At 41.6% G+C, this 16,323-nt stretch carries 18 protein-coding genes; 12 read left to right on the plus strand and 6 right to left on the minus strand.

Annotated features, from left to right (window positions below; all coding sequences use genetic code 11):
• Positions 1 to 393: 393 nt before the first annotated feature.
• From nadA to EAH55_RS02345, 3 genes are all read left to right on the plus strand, one after another.
• A complete protein-coding gene (nadA, locus tag EAH55_RS02330) occupies positions 394 to 1,386 on the plus strand; it encodes a quinolinate synthase NadA (RefSeq protein ID WP_121808327.1) in 993 nt (330 codons plus the stop codon).
• 496 nt (positions 1,387 to 1,882) lie between these two features.
• Positions 1,883 to 2,929 (plus strand): thiamine-phosphate kinase, encoded by a 1,047-nt coding sequence (gene thiL / locus EAH55_RS02340; protein WP_121808329.1) that lies wholly within the window; start codon positions 1,883 to 1,885, stop codon positions 2,927 to 2,929.
• Complete coding sequence (locus EAH55_RS02345) at positions 2,929 to 3,369, plus strand: hypothetical protein (RefSeq protein ID WP_121808330.1); 441 nt, start codon at positions 2,929 to 2,931, stop codon at positions 3,367 to 3,369. Before thiL ends, EAH55_RS02345 begins: the two co-directional genes overlap by 1 nt.
• Before the next feature lie 155 nt (positions 3,370 to 3,524).
• On the opposite strand, the gene rmuC is transcribed toward EAH55_RS02345, so the two are convergent.
• Both rmuC and EAH55_RS02355 read right to left on the minus strand, forming a co-directional pair.
• Positions 3,525 to 4,895, minus strand: a complete 1,371-nt coding sequence (gene rmuC / locus EAH55_RS02350; protein ID WP_121808331.1) for a DNA recombination protein RmuC — start codon at positions 4,893 to 4,895, stop codon at positions 3,525 to 3,527.
• 56 nt (positions 4,896 to 4,951) lie between these two features.
• Positions 4,952 to 5,185: a hypothetical protein gene (locus EAH55_RS02355; RefSeq protein WP_121808332.1), complete on the minus strand. Its 234-nt coding sequence runs from the start codon at positions 5,183 to 5,185 to the stop codon at positions 4,952 to 4,954.
• A gap of 111 nt (positions 5,186 to 5,296) precedes the next feature.
• Between EAH55_RS02355 and EAH55_RS02360 the strand changes: the two genes are divergently transcribed.
• A complete protein-coding gene (locus tag EAH55_RS02360; RefSeq protein ID WP_121808333.1) occupies positions 5,297 to 5,674 on the plus strand; it encodes a hypothetical protein in 378 nt (125 codons plus the stop codon).
• Positions 5,675 to 5,681: 7 nt separating this feature from the next.
• Here EAH55_RS02360 and EAH55_RS02365 read toward each other — a convergent pair whose 3' ends face one another.
• The 3 genes from EAH55_RS02365 to EAH55_RS02375 are packed head-to-tail and all read right to left on the minus strand — an operon-like array spanning position 5,682 to position 8,826.
• Positions 5,682 to 6,164, minus strand: coding sequence for a gliding motility lipoprotein GldH (locus EAH55_RS02365; protein ID WP_121808334.1), 483 nt, complete (start codon positions 6,162 to 6,164; stop codon positions 5,682 to 5,684).
• A complete protein-coding gene (gene ricT, locus EAH55_RS02370; protein ID WP_121808335.1) occupies positions 6,161 to 7,678 on the minus strand; it encodes a regulatory iron-sulfur-containing complex subunit RicT in 1,518 nt (505 codons plus the stop codon). Before ricT ends, EAH55_RS02365 begins: the two co-directional genes overlap by 4 nt.
• A 2-nt stretch (positions 7,679 to 7,680) precedes the next feature.
• The gene (locus EAH55_RS02375) at positions 7,681 to 8,826 is read right to left on the minus strand and encodes a DNA polymerase III subunit (protein ID WP_121808336.1); all 1,146 of its coding nucleotides are present in this window, start codon (positions 8,824 to 8,826) and stop codon (positions 7,681 to 7,683) included.
• Positions 8,827 to 9,049: 223 nt separating this feature from the next.
• Between EAH55_RS02375 and ruvX the strand changes: the two genes are divergently transcribed.
• Together ruvX and EAH55_RS02385 are read left to right on the plus strand one after the other, a co-directional pair.
• Positions 9,050 to 9,460, plus strand: a complete 411-nt coding sequence (gene ruvX / locus EAH55_RS02380) for a Holliday junction resolvase RuvX (protein ID WP_114939617.1) — start codon at positions 9,050 to 9,052, stop codon at positions 9,458 to 9,460.
• Between the two features lie 101 nt (positions 9,461 to 9,561).
• Positions 9,562 to 9,975: an acyl-CoA thioesterase gene (locus EAH55_RS02385; RefSeq protein ID WP_121808337.1), complete on the plus strand. Its 414-nt coding sequence runs from the start codon at positions 9,562 to 9,564 to the stop codon at positions 9,973 to 9,975.
• Positions 9,976 to 10,091: 116 nt separating this feature from the next.
• Here the strand turns inward: EAH55_RS02385 and EAH55_RS02390 are convergent, their stop codons facing one another.
• A complete protein-coding gene (locus EAH55_RS02390) occupies positions 10,092 to 10,469 on the minus strand; it encodes a GxxExxY protein (RefSeq protein WP_121808338.1) in 378 nt (125 codons plus the stop codon).
• 162 nt (positions 10,470 to 10,631) lie between these two features.
• On the opposite strand from EAH55_RS02390, the gene EAH55_RS02395 reads away from it, so the two are divergent.
• The 6 genes from EAH55_RS02395 (at position 10,632) to ffh (ending at position 16,320) form a co-directional block, all read left to right on the plus strand.
• The gene (locus tag EAH55_RS02395) at positions 10,632 to 11,270 is read left to right on the plus strand and encodes an O-methyltransferase (protein ID WP_121808339.1); all 639 of its coding nucleotides are present in this window, start codon (positions 10,632 to 10,634) and stop codon (positions 11,268 to 11,270) included.
• Positions 11,271 to 11,273: 3 nt separating this feature from the next.
• Positions 11,274 to 11,813: a glycoside hydrolase family 73 protein gene (locus EAH55_RS02400; protein ID WP_112574193.1), complete on the plus strand. Its 540-nt coding sequence runs from the start codon at positions 11,274 to 11,276 to the stop codon at positions 11,811 to 11,813.
• 64 nt (positions 11,814 to 11,877) lie between these two features.
• Positions 11,878 to 12,714, plus strand: a complete 837-nt coding sequence (locus EAH55_RS02405; RefSeq protein ID WP_112574194.1) for a glucosaminidase domain-containing protein — start codon at positions 11,878 to 11,880, stop codon at positions 12,712 to 12,714.
• Between the two features lie 167 nt (positions 12,715 to 12,881).
• On the plus strand, positions 12,882 to 13,652 hold the full coding sequence (locus tag EAH55_RS02410) for a peptidase associated/transthyretin-like domain-containing protein (RefSeq protein WP_121808340.1): 771 nt from the start codon (positions 12,882 to 12,884) through the stop codon (positions 13,650 to 13,652).
• A gap of 339 nt (positions 13,653 to 13,991) precedes the next feature.
• The gene (locus EAH55_RS02415; protein WP_244228080.1) at positions 13,992 to 14,822 is read left to right on the plus strand and encodes a DUF3078 domain-containing protein; all 831 of its coding nucleotides are present in this window, start codon (positions 13,992 to 13,994) and stop codon (positions 14,820 to 14,822) included.
• A 169-nt stretch (positions 14,823 to 14,991) separates the two neighbouring features.
• Positions 14,992 to 16,320, plus strand: coding sequence for a signal recognition particle protein (ffh, locus tag EAH55_RS02420; RefSeq protein WP_121808341.1), 1,329 nt, complete (start codon positions 14,992 to 14,994; stop codon positions 16,318 to 16,320).
• Positions 16,321 to 16,323: the final 3 nt, after the last annotated feature.

A 16,323-nucleotide genomic window follows, 5' to 3' on the forward strand; every position in this document is an offset into this window, starting at 1 on the left:
TGTGTAAAAGTAGTACTAATGTTAATAACAGCTGTAAAACCTGTTAAGTTTATGTAAACAAAAAGTGAAAAATAGTTTACAGTGTGTATAACTCCCTTTCTCAGGTCGAATATCAATATTTTTTGATCGACTTTTCCGACACTTTAGTCATAAAGCTAACATTTTGTCAACCCTGAAAATATTAACATAAAACTTTTTCAAATAAAAATTGATTGTCACAGATATCTAAAAATCAGCATACTTTTTGGTGGAAAAATGTTTATAAGTGTTAATAAATTGTGAAAACTAACTTTTAAAACAAAAATTACTCCGACTTTTGCACATTACCAACACCCCAATAAACAATAAGTCTTTTTATATTAAAAATTAGTTGTTATTAATTGAATTGTGGAAATGAATACCTTCGAAGAAATAAATCTGAAAGGATACGTGGATGAAGAAATTGATCCGACGCTTGATCTTTTCGCGGAAATTGAAAAATTAAAAAAGCAAAAAAATGCGGTGATCCTGGCGCACTATTACCAGGACGGTGATATACAGGATATTGCCGATTACATAGGCGATAGTTTGGGATTATCCCAGCAAGCAGCCAAAACGGATGCCGACATCATTGTTTTTGCAGGTGTACATTTCATGGCCGAAACTGCCAAGATCCTGTCGCCAACAAAGAAGGTTTTGCTGCCGGATATGAAGGCAGGTTGTTCATTAGCAGATAGTTGCCCTCCTCACTTGTTTAAAAAGTTTAAGGAAAACTATCCCGATCACCTGGTGATCACGTATGTAAACTGTACGGCCGAACTGAAAGCTTTAACTGACATTGTTTGTACATCAAGCAATGCAGTACAGATTGTGGAGAGCTTACCGAAGGATCAGAAGATCATTTTCGGTCCTGATAAAAACCTTGGCGCGTATGTAGCCAAGAAAACCGGTCGCGACCTGGTATTGTGGAACGGTGCCTGTATGGTGCATGAGATATTTTCGAGAGAAAAAATCACTAAGCTGAAAGAAAGGCATCCTGGAGCAAAACTGCTGGCGCACCCTGAGTGCGAGGATGTTATCCTGGAAATGGCCGATTATGTTGGTTCAACAACTGGTATTTTGAAATATGCCGGCAGCCGGCAGGATAAGGAATTTATAGTAGCCACAGAATCGGGTATTTTACACCAGATGCAGAAGGAAAATCCGGATAAAATATTTATTCCGGCGCCACCAAATAACAACTGCGCATGTAACGATTGTCCGCATATGAAGCGTAACACATTGGAAAAATTATACCTGTGTTTGAAAAATGAAACGCCTGAGGTAACTGTACCAGAGCATATCATTGAAAAAGCGGTAAAACCAATAGAGCGCATGCTTGAAATTTCGGCCCAGCTGGGATTGTAGAAGAATAAAGACTTACGAAGTTTTTAAAACTTCATAAGTCTGAAAATATAGAGGTTGATTTTACTGATTTTTTGTTGGTGAGATGGCCTCTTGGTAAAACTTATAAACCGGGTAATTGTGGAAAACCCGGAGGCATAAAAATGAAGGTATTTTTACTGGAAAAGTGCCTTCAGGCCGGTAAAAAGGCTAAAAATCGTAAAAAAATTTTCCGCCAAAGGCGGATATAATGTAGACAGGTTGCGGCCCGGAAAATTGGGTTATCCACATTATTGTTAAAAAGTATAAGGTGGGGATAAGCTGCAAAGAGAGATAGGCGTCGATATATTTGTAGCCCAATTTCGGGTAATTGGATGCCTGAAGCTTGAAGTAGCCTAAAAATCCAAAAAATTTTTCCCGCCTTCGGCGGATGGAGTAAACCGGGTTGCGGCCCAAAATGTAATGAATTAAAAATTTAAAAGTTTTTCCGCATTCGGCGGTGAAATTTAAAGGGTTAAATATGTTTGAAAATCAGGATAGAACCAATTTAGAGGAGCTTGGCGAATTTGGCCTTATCGGTCATCTCACCAAAAATATCAAGCTCACCAACGAAAGCTCAAAAAAGGGCGTTGGCGATGATGCCGCTGTGCTTGATTTTGCCGGCAAAAAAGTGCTGGTAAGTACCGATATGTTGTTGGAAGGGATCCATTTTGATTTGGCCTACACGCCGCTTAAACATTTGGGTTACAAAGCAATACAAGTAAACCTGAGTGATATTTATGCGATGAATGGCATAGCGTCGCAGGTTACTGTATCTATCGGCATGTCGAGTAAATTTCCGCTCGAAGCCATTGAGGAGCTTTACCAGGGGATTTATATCGCCTGTGAAAAATATAATGTGGATTTGATAGGTGGTGATACTACCGCTTCAAAACAAGGATTGGTTATCAGCGTAACTTCAATTGGCTATGCCGATGAAGCTGATATCGTGTACCGTAACGGTGCCGAAGAAGGTGATTTGATTTGTGTATCCGGAGATTTGGGTGGTGCTTATACCGGTTTACAACTGTTGGAGCGTGAAAAATTGGTTTACCTGGAAAATCCTAATATTCAGCCAGATCTGGAAGGTAAGGATTACATTGTTGAACGTCAGCTCAAACCTGAAGCCCGCCGTGATGTGGTTGAATTATTGAAAAGTATTGAGGTAAAGCCAACTGCAATGATCGATGTATCAGACGGTTTGGCTTCCGAATTATTGCACATCTGCAAGCAAAGCAATAAGGGTTGTAACCTGTACGAGGAAAAAATACCGCTTGATCCGATGACTTTTGAAACGGCCCGCGAATTTAACCTCGATCCTACTATTTGCGCTTTAAGCGGCGGTGAGGATTATGAATTATTGTTCACCGTGAAGCAGGCCGATTACGATAAGATCAAATTTAAAATGGATATCAGTATCATCGGGTATATCACCGAACCATCGGCCGGTTGTAACCTGATCACCAAAAGTGGTACCGTTCATGAATTGAAAGCCCAGGGTTGGAACGCGTTTAAAAAAGCAGAGTAATGTTACAGGGAGCATTTGATAAATTTTACCTCAACAACCATCCGGATGGGAAACCACCGGTGATATTTGTAAAGGGAATTTTATTGCTTTACCTGGGTTTACTGATCCAAACGCTTAACAATTACCTGGATGGTTTTAATTTTTCGGCCATCCTGTTTGTATTTTTTGCCGTTGGCTTCCTGGTTTTTGTAACCGGCGAAGGGAAAAAATGGGCAAGGATCATCCTCTCTATTTTAATATTGCTGAATGTGTTTTTCCTGGGATCATCGCTGTTGTATAGTTTTGGGATTTTGCATGATAGCGGCGTTCCAAAAAAGGCTGTCCAAATGCCGGTTTACCTCATCGTTTTAACCTTTGCCGAGATTATTGTTGAGCTATGGGGATGGGCCCTGATGTTTACCAAACAGGCAGATTGGTGGTTTGAACGGAAGAATAATTAAAAAAAGAAAATTTAGCAACCGCTCGGCTCCGAAATCTTTTATGTCATTGCGAGCGAAGCGTGGCAATCGCACGGAAGTAGAGCCGCTCTGTATAGCATGCGATTGCTTCGTACCTCGCAATGACATGGTTTTTATGTGGCAATTTTATTACTTATTTACTCTTCACCAATAAACTTTTGATCTATTTGCTTATCCGCTTTTGCGCCAAGTTTTTTGATCTTTTCGGCAGTAGTAGTAAGGTTGCCCCTACCCTCCGATAACTTATTGACAGCATTATTATAGGCGGATTGTGTTTGGTTAATATTTTTACCGATGCTGTCCATATCACTTAAAAAGCCGACAAATTTATCGTACATATCACCACTCAAGCGGGCTATTTCCAGTACATTACGGTTTTGGCGTTCCTGTTTCCACATGCTGGCAATGGTACGCAGCGTTGCCAATAATGTCGACGGACTAACGATAACCACTTTTCTGTCCCATGCATAGTTAAATAACTCGCCATCCAGTTGCACAGCTATACTGAAAGAGGACTCTATCGGCACAAAAAGCAACACAAAATCAGGGGAATTGATCTTATACAAATCGTGATATTTTTTGGCAGAAAGGCCGGCCACATGGCCTCGAATGGATTCAACATGAGCCTTTGAGAAGAGTTTTCGGTCGTCCTCGGTATCGGCATTAACCAGTTTTTCATAGGCTATGAGCGATACTTTGGAGTCGATGATCAGGTGCTTATCATCCGGTAAATCGATGATGACATCGGGTTGATATCTTGTACCATCGGTAGCCTGCATAGCGGCCTGAATCCGGTATTCCTGATCTTTAACCAGGCCTGAGCGCTCCAGGATCCGCTCCAGGATCATCTCGCCCCAATTGCCTTGCTTTTTGTTATCGCCTTTGAGTGCTTTGGTTAGGTTTTGAGCCTCATCGCTGATCTGTTTATTCAGGTCCATCAGCTGGGTGATCACGCCTTTAAGCGTGTTTCGTTCCGCGGCTTCCATGTTATAAACCTTCTCTACCTTATCCTCAAAAGCCTTCAGGTTTTCCTTTAAGGGGTTAAGAATAACATCCAAATTACTACGGTTGATATCAGTAAATTCTTTCGATTTTTCTTTAAGCAGCTTTTCGGCCACATTTTCAAATTCCCGCTGAAATTGCGTACGGATCTGCTCTATTTCTGCTTTTTGCTCCTGCAGTTTTTCCTGCTGCGATTTATAATAGGCCCGGGCACTTTCTAAGGATTGATTGGCCTGGGCCAGCTGGGTACGCTCGTATAAAAGTTCGTCAATCAGGCGGTTCTTTTCCTCCTTTAAAAAGTTAGTAATGCTTTCTTTTTCAGCAGCTAAGCCGTTAGATTTTTCTTCGGCTTTGGCCAATGAAATTTTAAGCTGATCATGATCATAACGAAGTTTACTCAACTCTTCGGCAGAGATCAGCTCAACCGCTTTTGGCTTTTTCAGGAATAAAAAAACAGCAATCAGCAGGATGATCAGGGATACAATTACTAATATAATACCAGTCATTTATTTGATAAAAATATTAGCAAATTAAAGTATTAAATTTAATAAATGCTAATAAATTAATGCACCGGATGCACAGCCGAATCTGTATCCGCGCCAAGTGTTGTAGTATCGGATGAATTGGGTGTAGACGCGCTATTTCCCGGTGTTGCTGTTTTGCTTGAATCGGCGGGGCCTCCGCTGCCTTTCGCCGCGCTGCTATCGTTTGTACGGTTAGGGCTTTTATCGTTGCTGTGGCAGGCTGTAAAGGCTATTGTGGCAGTGATTAAAAAAAGAAAAACGAATTTTTTCATGGGTGACGCTTACGGTTTAACGGTTATTAAATAGTTCAGTTTTGTTATCGTAATTAAAGCAAATTTTGTTGACTGGTATAAATTAAGCATATTCACAAATAAAAACCAATTATGAAGCAACTGATTTACGGGCTACTAATAAGCGTGCTATTTGTATCATGCTCAAAAAAGAGCACGGATCAACCACCGCAGCCACATACTATAAAAGTTACAGTAAGTGGATCGGATGCTTTTAGCGTTTCATTATCTGTATACAAAACAACGGATAGCAGCCCCCAGGTTGTCGATACAAAAGCTGTGGCACAGGGATCTTCATATAGTTACACTACTACATTGAACCAAAATGATGAAGTGACATTAGTTGTTGCCTCTGATGTTTCCAATACGGTAACCTACAAAATTTCTGATAACGATAAGATTGTGGTACAGGATACCGGCAGGGAAATAGTTACCCATAGCTCCGTTTCGGTTAGCTATGATATCCCTTAAACGCTAATTATTGAGCCTTTTCTACCCGTAAACCCACATCGCTGATCTCATGCAGCGGGTTATCGCGCATGTTTTGCTCTATCTGGAACCGGTAAATGCCCTTAGCAGGGAAATGATAGTTTTTGCGCAAAAGTACCTGGTAGCTATATAAATTACCCGATCCTTTGCCCAGCCACTCGCCATCGGGGTTGGCCAATTTTACTTCAAAACGGGTAGTTTGTGTTTTTTTATCAGGCGTGATCTGGTAAACTAGCACGAATATATTGGAGTACTTGTAGTTGCCTGTTACCCGCAAATTGAGGTATTGGTTATAGGCTGCTTTTTCGTCATTAATTTTAACATCAAAATTTACGCGGTTAACGTACGACCAGTTGTGGTCGGCAATTTCGGTGTTGGTATCAATGATACTGTTAGGATCGGTACAAGACCCGGCAAACATCGTTATCAGTAACAATGCTGCCGGGTAAATAATATTTAAAGCCCGTTTCATTCAGGTTTTGCCTGTTGATTGTTGTTGTTATTATTCCGGTTTGGGCGGTTTGGCCTGCGGCGCCTGTTATTATTACCGCTGCCCTCACCTTGTGGTTTTCCCTCACCTTGCGGAGGTCTTGGTTCTCCTTGTGGCCTTCCTTCTTTTTGTGGTTTAGCCTCACCCTGTGGTTTTCCTTCTCCTTGCGGTTTATTTTGCTGAGGAGGACGGTTTCCCTGTGGTTTGTTGTTTTGTTGCTGGCGATTTCCCTCAGGACGTTGCTGTTGTTGCGCCGGTTTTTCCTGCAGATTGCCTGAACCCTGCTGATGCTGTTGCGGGCGTGGTTGCTGCTGATTGGCGGGTTTTCCTTCTGCTGCTTGTGCCTGACCTCCGGGTTTTTGGTTTTTATTGCGGTTTTTGTTCTTCTTTTTATTGTTATTGCGGCGCTCATCCAAACGGGTAAGACTATCCTGACCAACAACGTTTTCGTAATCAAGTACTTTTGCCGGTGCAGCTTCAACCACAACAATTTCGCCCAGATCTTCAGGGATCACACCGTCCTTATTTTGCTGTTGGATCTCTTTAACCTTTTTTATCGGTAACGGCACCCATGATTCTTCACCCGGATAGCTAAACCACATCATCCGTTTAAAGATGTCGGTTTTTTGCAGACGGGCATCACCTTTTTGGGTTCTGAGTATGTTTACATTATCTGGGATGTGTTTTAATGCATCCATGTAAGTATCCAGCTCGTAATTAAGGCAGCATTTTAACTTGCCGCACTGGCCTGCCAGCTTCAGGGTATTTAATGAAAGATTTTGATAGCGGGCGGCCGAAGTTGATACCGTTTTAAAGTCGGTAAGCCAGGTTGAGCAGCACAGTTCGCGGCCACATGAGCCGATACCGCCCAGGCGGCTTGCTTCCTGCCTCATACCTATCTGCCTCATCTCGATACGGATGCGGAAAGTTTCGGCCATTTTTTTGATCAGTTCCCTAAAATCAACACGGCCTTCGGCTGTATAATAAAATGTTGCCTTGGTTTTGTCGCCCTGGTAATCAACGTCGCTTAGCTTCATGCTCAGGTTAAGGTCAAGTGCCAGCTTGCGCGATTTGTGCATGGTTTCCCATTCCATATCTTTGGCGGCTTTCCATTTGTCAACATCAGCAACAGTAGCTTTACGGTAGATTTTTTTTACTACATCTGCTTCCTTTACATGGCGTTTTACCATTTGCATGCGCACCAGTTCGCCGGTAAGCGAAACGTGGCCTATATCATAACCGCCGGTAGTAGCTTCAACAGCAACCAGCTCGCCTGATTCGAGGTATATATTATCGTTGTTTAAATAAAACTCCTTACGCGAGCCTTTAAACTTAACTTCAATTACCTGGAAAGGCTTATAGTTAGTTGGCATATCCATGTGGGATAGCCAATCGTAAACATCTAATTTGCTGCAACCATTAGTAAGGCAACTGCCGTTACTTTTGCAGCCCGCAGGCGTACATCCGCCACCTGTTGAGCAACTTCCACATCCCATAATTAACTTGGCATATATTGATTCCCCGCAGGGACATTTTTATTAATTAGTATTTTAATAATTTGTAAAGATACATCTAAAAATAAGATTTTAGGATTAGCGTTTCGCTCCACGTGATAATGGGCTTTTTCCAGCTCATCAATAATCATTTGCGATTTGCCAATACTCAGCACATTACTCATTTTTTGAGCGGTATCCAACTCTCTCGCAGGTAAATGTACCAGGCTGCCTGCTCCTGCAATCAGCAAACAACACTCGCGGATAAAGCTGGTGCCGTAACGCAAAAAATTCTTTTGGTTTTCACGCCCCATTTTGGCAAACTGCTCAACAAAGGCCATCACCTCGATGCCCTTATTGCCAAAGCAATAACGCAACCATTGTACAAACAGCTCATGATAGCTTTTGTTGTCTTGCTGCAGCATGGCCAATGCTTCGGTCATGTTACCATTGCTCAGGTAGGCTATTTCGGCAGCGGCCTCTTCGGTTTGGTGATGGGCACTTATTAAATGTTCTTTAATTTCATCGTACTCGAGCGATGGTATTTTAACCAGCTGCGTACGTGATAATATGGTATTCAGGATCTGATCCTGGTTTTGGGCAACTAATAAAAACAGGGTGTTTGGTTGCGGTTCTTCAATAATTTTAAGCAGCGAGTTGCCCTCCTTATCCAGGTACTCTGGCAGCCAAAGGATCAGGATCTTGTATTCCGATTCAAATGGTTTAAAGCTTAATTTCTTGATGATCTGGTGGCATTCGGCAATGTTGATGTTGGCCTGTTTGTTTTCGGCATCCAAATATCCGCGCCAGATATCCAGGCTTAAATAAGGGTTGGTGGTTAAAGCTCCGCGCCATTGCTCAATAAAAGTAAGCGCCGTATCATCCTTATGTTTAGCGAAGAACGGGTACGAAAAATGCAGATCGGGATGCATAAGTTTTTGATACTTTCTGCATGAAGAGCATACACCGCATGAATCTGCGGGCTGTTTATCTTCGCAGGAGAGGTATTGGGCATAGGCAACAGCAAGCGCCAGGCTGCCCGAACCTTCGGGGCCTAAAAATAATTGCGCGTGGCTTACCCGGTTCTCGCTCAGCGTGTTAAGCAAACGTTGCTTAATTGCTTCCTGTCCTACTATTTCTTTAAACTGCATTTGGTGCAAAATAGTAATTAGATATGAGATTTTAGATGTGAGATATGAGAGGGATATATTTTTTGAAAAAGATATGAGATTTTAGATGTGAGATATGAGACGGGTTGCAGGGCTGTTTACAATCTTTACCGATAGCGCTTCTCGCAAGATTCATATTACTTCTACTATCTTTACCGGATGAAATCTCACTTCTCATATCTCACGTCTAAAATCTAAGAACTAAATGAGAGTAATGGCATTTGATTATGGCACCAAGCGCATCGGCATAGCGGTTACCGACCCCCTGCAGATCATCGCGACAGGCCTTGATAATATCCACCCCAACAGTATCATCGAGTTTTTAAAAAAATATCTTCAAACCGAACAGGTAGAGCGTTTTATTGTGGGCGAACCCAAGCAGATGGACAATACCCCCTCACAATCGGCCGTGCATGTAAAAGGGTTTGTGAACCTGTTAAAGAAAACTTTCCCGGAAATGCCTATCGAAATGGTTGATGAACGTTTTACTTCCAAAATGGCCTCGGCAACTATCGCACAAAGCGGCATGAACAAAAAGAACCGTCAAAACAAGGAGCTGGTAGATACCATATCGGCCGTGATTTTACTGCAAAGCTGGATGGGGACAAGGTTCTGAACCATGATTTGCTTGATTACAGGATTTTTTGACAGACTGTAATTTATAAAGCTATTTTCCGTTACTATAGCCTTTAATCAACCTTAAAAAACAAGCCTCAAATGAGCTTTACTAAAACTTATACTGTAAAAGAAGAACATATTGATGTTCAAAATATCATGGATGGGTTATACTATCCTTTTTATATGGAATGGTGCCGCCATGATTTTATTCGTGAAGTACTTGGCTTTGATTTTGAAGAACAGGCACATTTGGGTGTGAATATGGTACTGTCGGAATATTCAATAAAATTTGTACGCTCGTTAAAAAGCGGAGATGAGTTTACCGTAAGTTGCGATTTGTACGGCGATGCCAAAGGCCTGCCCCGTTTACATTTTAAACAAACTATTACCTGCCGCGGCAAAGTGATGACCACCGGCGTATTTACCGGCACATGTATCTCGGCCGGCGGAAGGCCTTATTTGCCAGAGATAATTTTGGAGCAGGTAGCTAGTATGCCGACTCTGGAACCCTGATTTACTTGATTTAAGGATTTCCTGATAGATGTATTTAGATAATCGGGGATTATTTCTATGCGGGTTAAATTGTAAACTTTTTGATCTGAAGATAATTCTTGAACAGGTAGATAGATTTAGAAGATAGGGTTGTTATTATGAACTCGTTTAAATTGTAAGCTTTTTGAACCGAAGTTTATGAGCAACCCTATTTCCATTTTGTAAGCTTCGAGATAATTCATGGCTTGAGCAAGGTGTACTTCTTCCAGGGATATGATGGCTTTTATTTCAACCATAATGCATCCTTCAATAAAAAAATCGACCCGGCGTTTTCCTATATTAACACCGTCATAATAAATGATCATTTCAAGTTCCTCGGCAAATTTCAAATCAGCCTTAGCTAATTCTAAAGCCAATGCTCGCTGATAAATTAACTCCTGAAAACCATTGCCAAGTGTATTATGAACCCGCAGGGCGCAGCCTATTATCTTTTCGGTAAGTTCTTTGTATTTCATGATAAGGTTAAAAGCAAACTAAAAATATAACATCAAAAATAAGCATCTAAAAATCATCAGGAAATACGCCAATCAAGCGAATCAAGGTTCAAAATGGAGCGATGTAAAGCATCAGGAAATCCTTAAATCAAGAAAATCAAGGTTTTTGTTTATCTTTGCGCCATGGATATTCTCCCTAATGCCTTATTGGCTTACTTAGATGACCATTGCGACCCGGAGCCGGAAGTGCTTAAAAAACTCAACCGCGAAACGCATATCAAGGTGTTAAAACCTAATATGTTATCTGGACATTACCAGGGCCGTTTGCTAAGTTTTTTGAGCAAAATGGTGCAGCCTAAGCGCATCCTGGAGATAGGTACCTACACAGGCTACTCTGCTATTTGCCTGGCCGAAGGTTTAGCCGAAGACGGCATCCTCCATACCATTGAAGTTAACCATGAGATGGAGGAAATCATCAATTCACACCTTAAACTAACAGATGTTGAAAATAAAATAAAACTGCATTTTGGGCCTGCAGAGACCATTATTGCTGATTTACAGGAAGATATTTTCGATTTGGTGTTTATAGATGCGGATAAAAAGAATAATTATACTTACTTTCAATTAGTTTTTGACAAAGTCAGATCCGGAGGATTAATAATAATTGACAATGTTTTGTGGAAGGGAAAGGTGTACGGCCCCGAAAAAGATGCCGATACTGAAGGAATCCGCAAACTAAATGACCAGATAGCTGTTGATAGCAGGATAGAAAAGTTGATCCTGCCAGTACGCGACGGGCTGCTGGTTATCAGAAAAAAATAAATTATGAAGAAAATCTTACTGATTACAACACTGTTGATTTCAACATTAGCTGCTTCAGCACAGAAAAATACCTCATTATCGTATATTGATAAATTCAAAGATGATGCCATTCGCATCATGCACGAAACCGGAATCCCGGCAAGCATCGTTTTAGGTGTGGCCATGCACGAATCTGGTTGTGGCAACAGCACTATCGCACAAAACCTTAATAACCAGTTTGGAGTAAAAGGTTACAACACTGTAGTTTATACCAAACACAACAAAAAAGTTCGTACTTCATATAAAAAATACGATTCGGTTTTTGACTCATTCCAGGACTTTGCCCGTATCATGACCGAGCGTAAACAGTTCAGCCACCTGGCCGACGCGCTTACACATTATGATTACAAAGGATGGGCAAAAGGTATTCAACGTGCCGGTTATGCTGGCAGCCGCAAATGGGCCGCGCAGGTATTAGGTATTATTAATAAATATGACCTTAACGAACTTGACGAAAACCCGGCAACCCAAACGCAACTGGCCGACGCGACAACTAAACAATAATATTTACGTTTATAAATCTTAATTTGGCCCCTATTTATATGCCACTCAATAAGATTTAAGCATAATGCGAAAAATTATATACCTGTTTATTGCTGTAGCCTGCTTCAGTTCGTGCTCTGCCCGTAAAAAAACGTCGACTGTATCAAACCGCGATGCCCGGCGGAATAACAACAGTATTCAAAAAGCAAATAAGGATGCCGTTGCCAACTACAAATCATACACTTCTTTAGAATATATTGAGCGTTTTAAAGCTATTGCCATACAGGAAATGAACCAGTATGGTATCCCGGCCAGTATTACTCTTGGCCAGGGTCTGTTTGAATCCGGTGCCGGCAGCAGCGATCTGGCTAAATATGCCAATAACCACTTCGGCATAAAATGCACCAGCGACTGGACAGGCAAAAGCTATTATAAGGATGACGACAATGTAAATGATTGTTTCCGCGTTTATGATAACCCCGAGGATTCTTTCCGTGACCACTCTAACTTTTTAAAACGTAAAAACTACGCCAAGCTTTTTGAACTGGATAAGGACGATTATAAAGGCTGGGCATATGGCTTGAAAAAAGCAGGATATGCAACCAATCCTAATTATCCGCAGTTGCTGATCAATATCATTGAAAAATACAACCTGGCCCAATACGATCGCCCTGAAGGTGAAATAGCCAAAATTAAACGGGAAGACCGTGTTTTAACCCAGATCAATAACAACATCAATAAACCCGCACAGGATACCCTATCCAAAACCCCGCCCGACGATAAGATCTACACCGTTAAACAGGGCGATACACTATACAACATTTCTAAACGTTTTGGAATAACTGTCGACGACCTGCGGGCGTTAAACAGTATGAACGACAACAGCATTAAAATTGGCCAGAAGCTTGTTGTAGTTAAATAAAGAAGCGAGATAGCAAGAACCATGAATCAAGAGAAAAAGGAGATTAGTATCTCCGAAGTAGTCTTGTATCTTGATTCCTGACATCTTGACTCTCGCAGCCCCCTAAAAGTTAATTGTTGTTAAATTATATGATTACCCGTTGTGCAACATGTATTTTTGCCTCCTCAATGAAATTGTGGACGCTCTTGATATGTTTTGTGCTGCCAGTAGCTAACGTTTTTGCCCAGCAAAAAACCGTTGACGGCGTTGTGTTTGATAAAGACAGTAAGGATCGGATAGCCAAGGTAAATGTACAGAACATCACAACCGGCAAATCCATTTACAACACTTTTAAAGGCGAATTTAAAATAGAAGCCCAGCCGGGCGATGTACTTGTTTTTACAAAATCCGACCATCATCCCGATACCTTAAAAATTCAAAGCGGCGAATCGCTGGCTGTGTATATGAAGCGTTCGGCCATACAGCTTAAGGAAGTAATTGTGCGCGATACCCTGCTTAATCCGCAGAAACGGCTGGCGGCTACCAAAAACGACTATACCAAGATCTTCGGCCCGCTTAATAATAAAGATTTGTTGAGCTTTGGCCCCGGCGGAGCTGGTTTAAGTATTGATGCCATTTACAATGCGCTAAGCCGTAGCGGGCGGAATGCCGCCAAGCTTCGTGAAACTATCGAAAAAGATTACCAGCAAAGTGTTATCGACTACCGCTTTAACCGTACCTACGTGGGGGCTATAACTAACTTGAAAGATCAGCAGCTTACCGACTTTATGTTACGCTACCGCCCCGGCTATTACCTGGTAAAAACCGCGAGCGATTATGAGTTTATAGCCTCTATCAAAACCAACCTTAACCGTTTTTTAAAGTATAAAAAACGCCCGTATTCGCTTACACCTCTTGTTACTCCAGAAGACAGCAAGAAGGATCTGGGTAAGGATTAACTTTGATAAACCTTAATAAAAGGTTCATTTTAATATCCGATAATTCCAATATTTTTGCGTCAAAGTCGTTAACCTGATTAAACCATGGGGCAACAATTTTGTTTATTGTAGGTAAAAAAGAAGATTTTTTGCTTTAATTTGTTTACTATGTTTAAAACACTACCTGGATTTCTATTACTTGCATTATTAGTCACGTGTATTTTGCCAGCCAGGGCACAAACGGACTCCCTGAAAAAAGACACTGTTAAAATAGACACCGCGGTACTCAATAAATACCGGATAAATTCCCGCAAAAACGCTATCCCAACCCGGGTTCGGCCCATACAAATTCAACGAGAAATGGTACCGGTAACCATGCTCGATTACAAAGTAAACTACTGGAAAAAGGCCGTTACATTTGGCCTCAATTTTAGCCAGTCGGCGTTTAGTAACAATTACGCGGCGGGTGGTGTAAGCGCGGTAGCTTTGGGCTCAAACTTTATTTACCATACAGAATATAACAAGGCTCCATTCAGTTATGTATCCGAGCTAAACCTCACCTACGGTGTATCAAAAAACAAAGGCCAGGGCAAGCGTAAAACGCAGGACCGTATTTATTTTGATAACAAAGTAGCTTCTCAATTATCAAAAAGCTGGTACTTTTTCGGTGCGTTAACCTTCGAGTCGCAGTTTGATAAAGGGTTTAATTATGTTGATAATGGCAACGGAACATTTACACCGCAGTATATATCCAATTTCATGTCACCGGGCTACTTAACCGAATCTGTCGGTTTTGAGTATAAGCCAAAAAGTTGGTTCGATTTGCGTTTAGGTACCGGTACCGCAAGACAAACTTTTGTACTTGATCACGCCATTCATAAATTCCAAACAGATAACTATGGTGTGGATACATTAAAAACGGTGAAGAATGATCTGGCATTCCAGATTGTTGCCCTATTTGATAAGGATATTGCTAAAAACATTCACCTTAATACGCGTTACGCGCTGTTTATCCCCTATGCGCAATCGCCCAAGTTTATCACGCACCGTGTCGATTTGGTATTATCGGCAAAGGTTAACAGGCTCATTAGTGCAACAGTTAACGGAACCTTGCTTTACGATAAACACACCGCCTCCGCAGCCCAGGGCTACGAAGGTATTGGACTGGGGATGCTGTATAGGTTCCCGTAAAGGATTTTGTAAAATATTAATAACATTAACAGGCTTCATATTTATGGAGCCTGTTTTGTTTGCAGAAAGTGCAATTGGGCTATAAGTTAATGTGCCAAGTAATTGAGTTAATATAGTTCAAAATCATACCTTTGTATCCTTATAAAAAAGATTAAAGTTTTTTAATATAATGTTTGAAAATCTTTCGGATAAACTCGACAGGGCGTTCAAGGTCCTGAAGGGTCAGGGAACAATTACAGAAATAAACGTGGCCGAAACCATGAAGGAGATCCGCAAGGCCCTTCTTGACGCCGACGTAAACTATAAAACCGCCAAAGCATTTACAGATGATGTTAGGCAAAAGGCGCTTGGTAATAATGTATTAACATCTATTTCGCCGGGACAGTTGCTTACTAAGCTCATGAACGATGAGCTTACCGAACTGATGGGTGGTACTACTGCCGATCTGAATTTTCCGGCCACTCCTACTGTTATATTGATTGCAGGTTTGAACGGTGCAGGTAAAACAACTTTTACCGGTAAACTTGCCAACTACTTAAAAACACAACGCAACAAAAAGCCATTACTGGTTGCTGATGATATTTACCGCCCTGCGGCTATTGACCAGCTTGAGGTATTGGGGCAGCAAATAGGCATCCCGGTTTATGCTAACCGAGAATCCAAAGATCCGGTAGCTATTGCCCGCGAAGGTATTGCCCAGGCAAAGCAAAATGGCCAGAACGTGGTAATTATTGATACCGCCGGTCGTTTGGCTATTGACGAGGCCATGATGGTGGAGATTGAGCAGGTGAAAGATGCGGTGAAACCACACGAGATCCTGTTTGTAGTTGACTCCATGACCGGTCAGGATGCGGTGAATACTGCCAAGGTGTTCAATGATCGCCTTGACTTTACCGGTGTTGTATTAACCAAGTTAGATGGTGATACCCGTGGTGGTGCCGCATTATCTATCAAATCGGTTGTTAACAAGCCTATTAAGTTCATTGGTACCGGCGAAAAGATGGAAGCGCTTGACGTTTTCCACCCCGATCGTATGGCATCAAGGATCCTGGGCATGGGCGACGTGGTGTCATTGGTAGAACGCGCACAGCAGCAGTTTGATGAAAAGGAAGCAGCCGAACTACAAAAGAAGATCCGCAAAAACAAGTTTGACTTTAATGACTTTTACGGCCAGATCCAGCAGATCAAGAAAATGGGTAACATGAAAGATCTGATGGGTATGATTCCTGGTGTAGGCAAAATGATGAAGGATGTTGAGGTTGATGATAACGCTTTCAAAGCTATCGAGGCTATTATCCAATCAATGACCCCTTTTGAAAAAGAAAATCCTGAAACAATCAATCAAAGTCGCCGCAACCGTATAGCCAAAGGTTCGGGTACCGATATACAGGAAGTAAACCGCCTCATGAAGCAGTTTGATGATATGAAGAAGGTGATGAAGCAGATGAGTAACCCTGCAGCAATGGCCAACATGATGCGCAGGATGCCGAAGATGTAAAAC

This window comes from Mucilaginibacter kameinonensis, assembly GCF_003675385.1.
Classification (GTDB): domain Bacteria; phylum Bacteroidota; class Bacteroidia; order Sphingobacteriales; family Sphingobacteriaceae; genus Mucilaginibacter; species Mucilaginibacter kameinonensis.

Excerpts from the sequence above, each read along its gene's own strand:
- nadA (WP_121808327.1), top strand. The coding sequence starts at position 394 with ATGAATACCTTCGAAGAAATAAATCTGAAAGGATACGTGGATGAAGAA.
- thiL (WP_121808329.1), top strand. The coding sequence starts at position 1,883 with ATGTTTGAAAATCAGGATAGAACCAATTTAGAGGAGCTTGGCGAATTT.
- EAH55_RS02345 (WP_121808330.1), top strand. The coding sequence starts at position 2,929 with ATGTTACAGGGAGCATTTGATAAATTTTACCTCAACAACCATCCGGAT.
- rmuC (WP_121808331.1), bottom strand. The coding sequence starts at position 4,895 with ATGACTGGTATTATATTAGTAATTGTATCCCTGATCATCCTGCTGATT.
- EAH55_RS02355 (WP_121808332.1), bottom strand. The coding sequence starts at position 5,185 with ATGAAAAAATTCGTTTTTCTTTTTTTAATCACTGCCACAATAGCCTTT.
- EAH55_RS02360 (WP_121808333.1), top strand. The coding sequence starts at position 5,297 with ATGAAGCAACTGATTTACGGGCTACTAATAAGCGTGCTATTTGTATCA.
- EAH55_RS02365 (WP_121808334.1), bottom strand. The coding sequence starts at position 6,164 with ATGAAACGGGCTTTAAATATTATTTACCCGGCAGCATTGTTACTGATA.
- ricT (WP_121808335.1), bottom strand. The coding sequence starts at position 7,678 with ATGGGATGTGGAAGTTGCTCAACAGGTGGCGGATGTACGCCTGCGGGC.
- EAH55_RS02375 (WP_121808336.1), bottom strand. The coding sequence starts at position 8,826 with ATGCAGTTTAAAGAAATAGTAGGACAGGAAGCAATTAAGCAACGTTTG.
- ruvX (WP_114939617.1), top strand. The coding sequence starts at position 9,050 with ATGAGAGTAATGGCATTTGATTATGGCACCAAGCGCATCGGCATAGCG.
- EAH55_RS02385 (WP_121808337.1), top strand. The coding sequence starts at position 9,562 with ATGAGCTTTACTAAAACTTATACTGTAAAAGAAGAACATATTGATGTT.
- EAH55_RS02390 (WP_121808338.1), bottom strand. The coding sequence starts at position 10,469 with ATGAAATACAAAGAACTTACCGAAAAGATAATAGGCTGCGCCCTGCGG.
- EAH55_RS02395 (WP_121808339.1), top strand. The coding sequence starts at position 10,632 with ATGGATATTCTCCCTAATGCCTTATTGGCTTACTTAGATGACCATTGC.
- EAH55_RS02400 (WP_112574193.1), top strand. The coding sequence starts at position 11,274 with ATGAAGAAAATCTTACTGATTACAACACTGTTGATTTCAACATTAGCT.
- EAH55_RS02405 (WP_112574194.1), top strand. The coding sequence starts at position 11,878 with ATGCGAAAAATTATATACCTGTTTATTGCTGTAGCCTGCTTCAGTTCG.
- EAH55_RS02410 (WP_121808340.1), top strand. The coding sequence starts at position 12,882 with ATGAAATTGTGGACGCTCTTGATATGTTTTGTGCTGCCAGTAGCTAAC.
- EAH55_RS02415 (WP_244228080.1), top strand. The coding sequence starts at position 13,992 with ATGGTACCGGTAACCATGCTCGATTACAAAGTAAACTACTGGAAAAAG.
- ffh (WP_121808341.1), top strand. The coding sequence starts at position 14,992 with ATGTTTGAAAATCTTTCGGATAAACTCGACAGGGCGTTCAAGGTCCTG.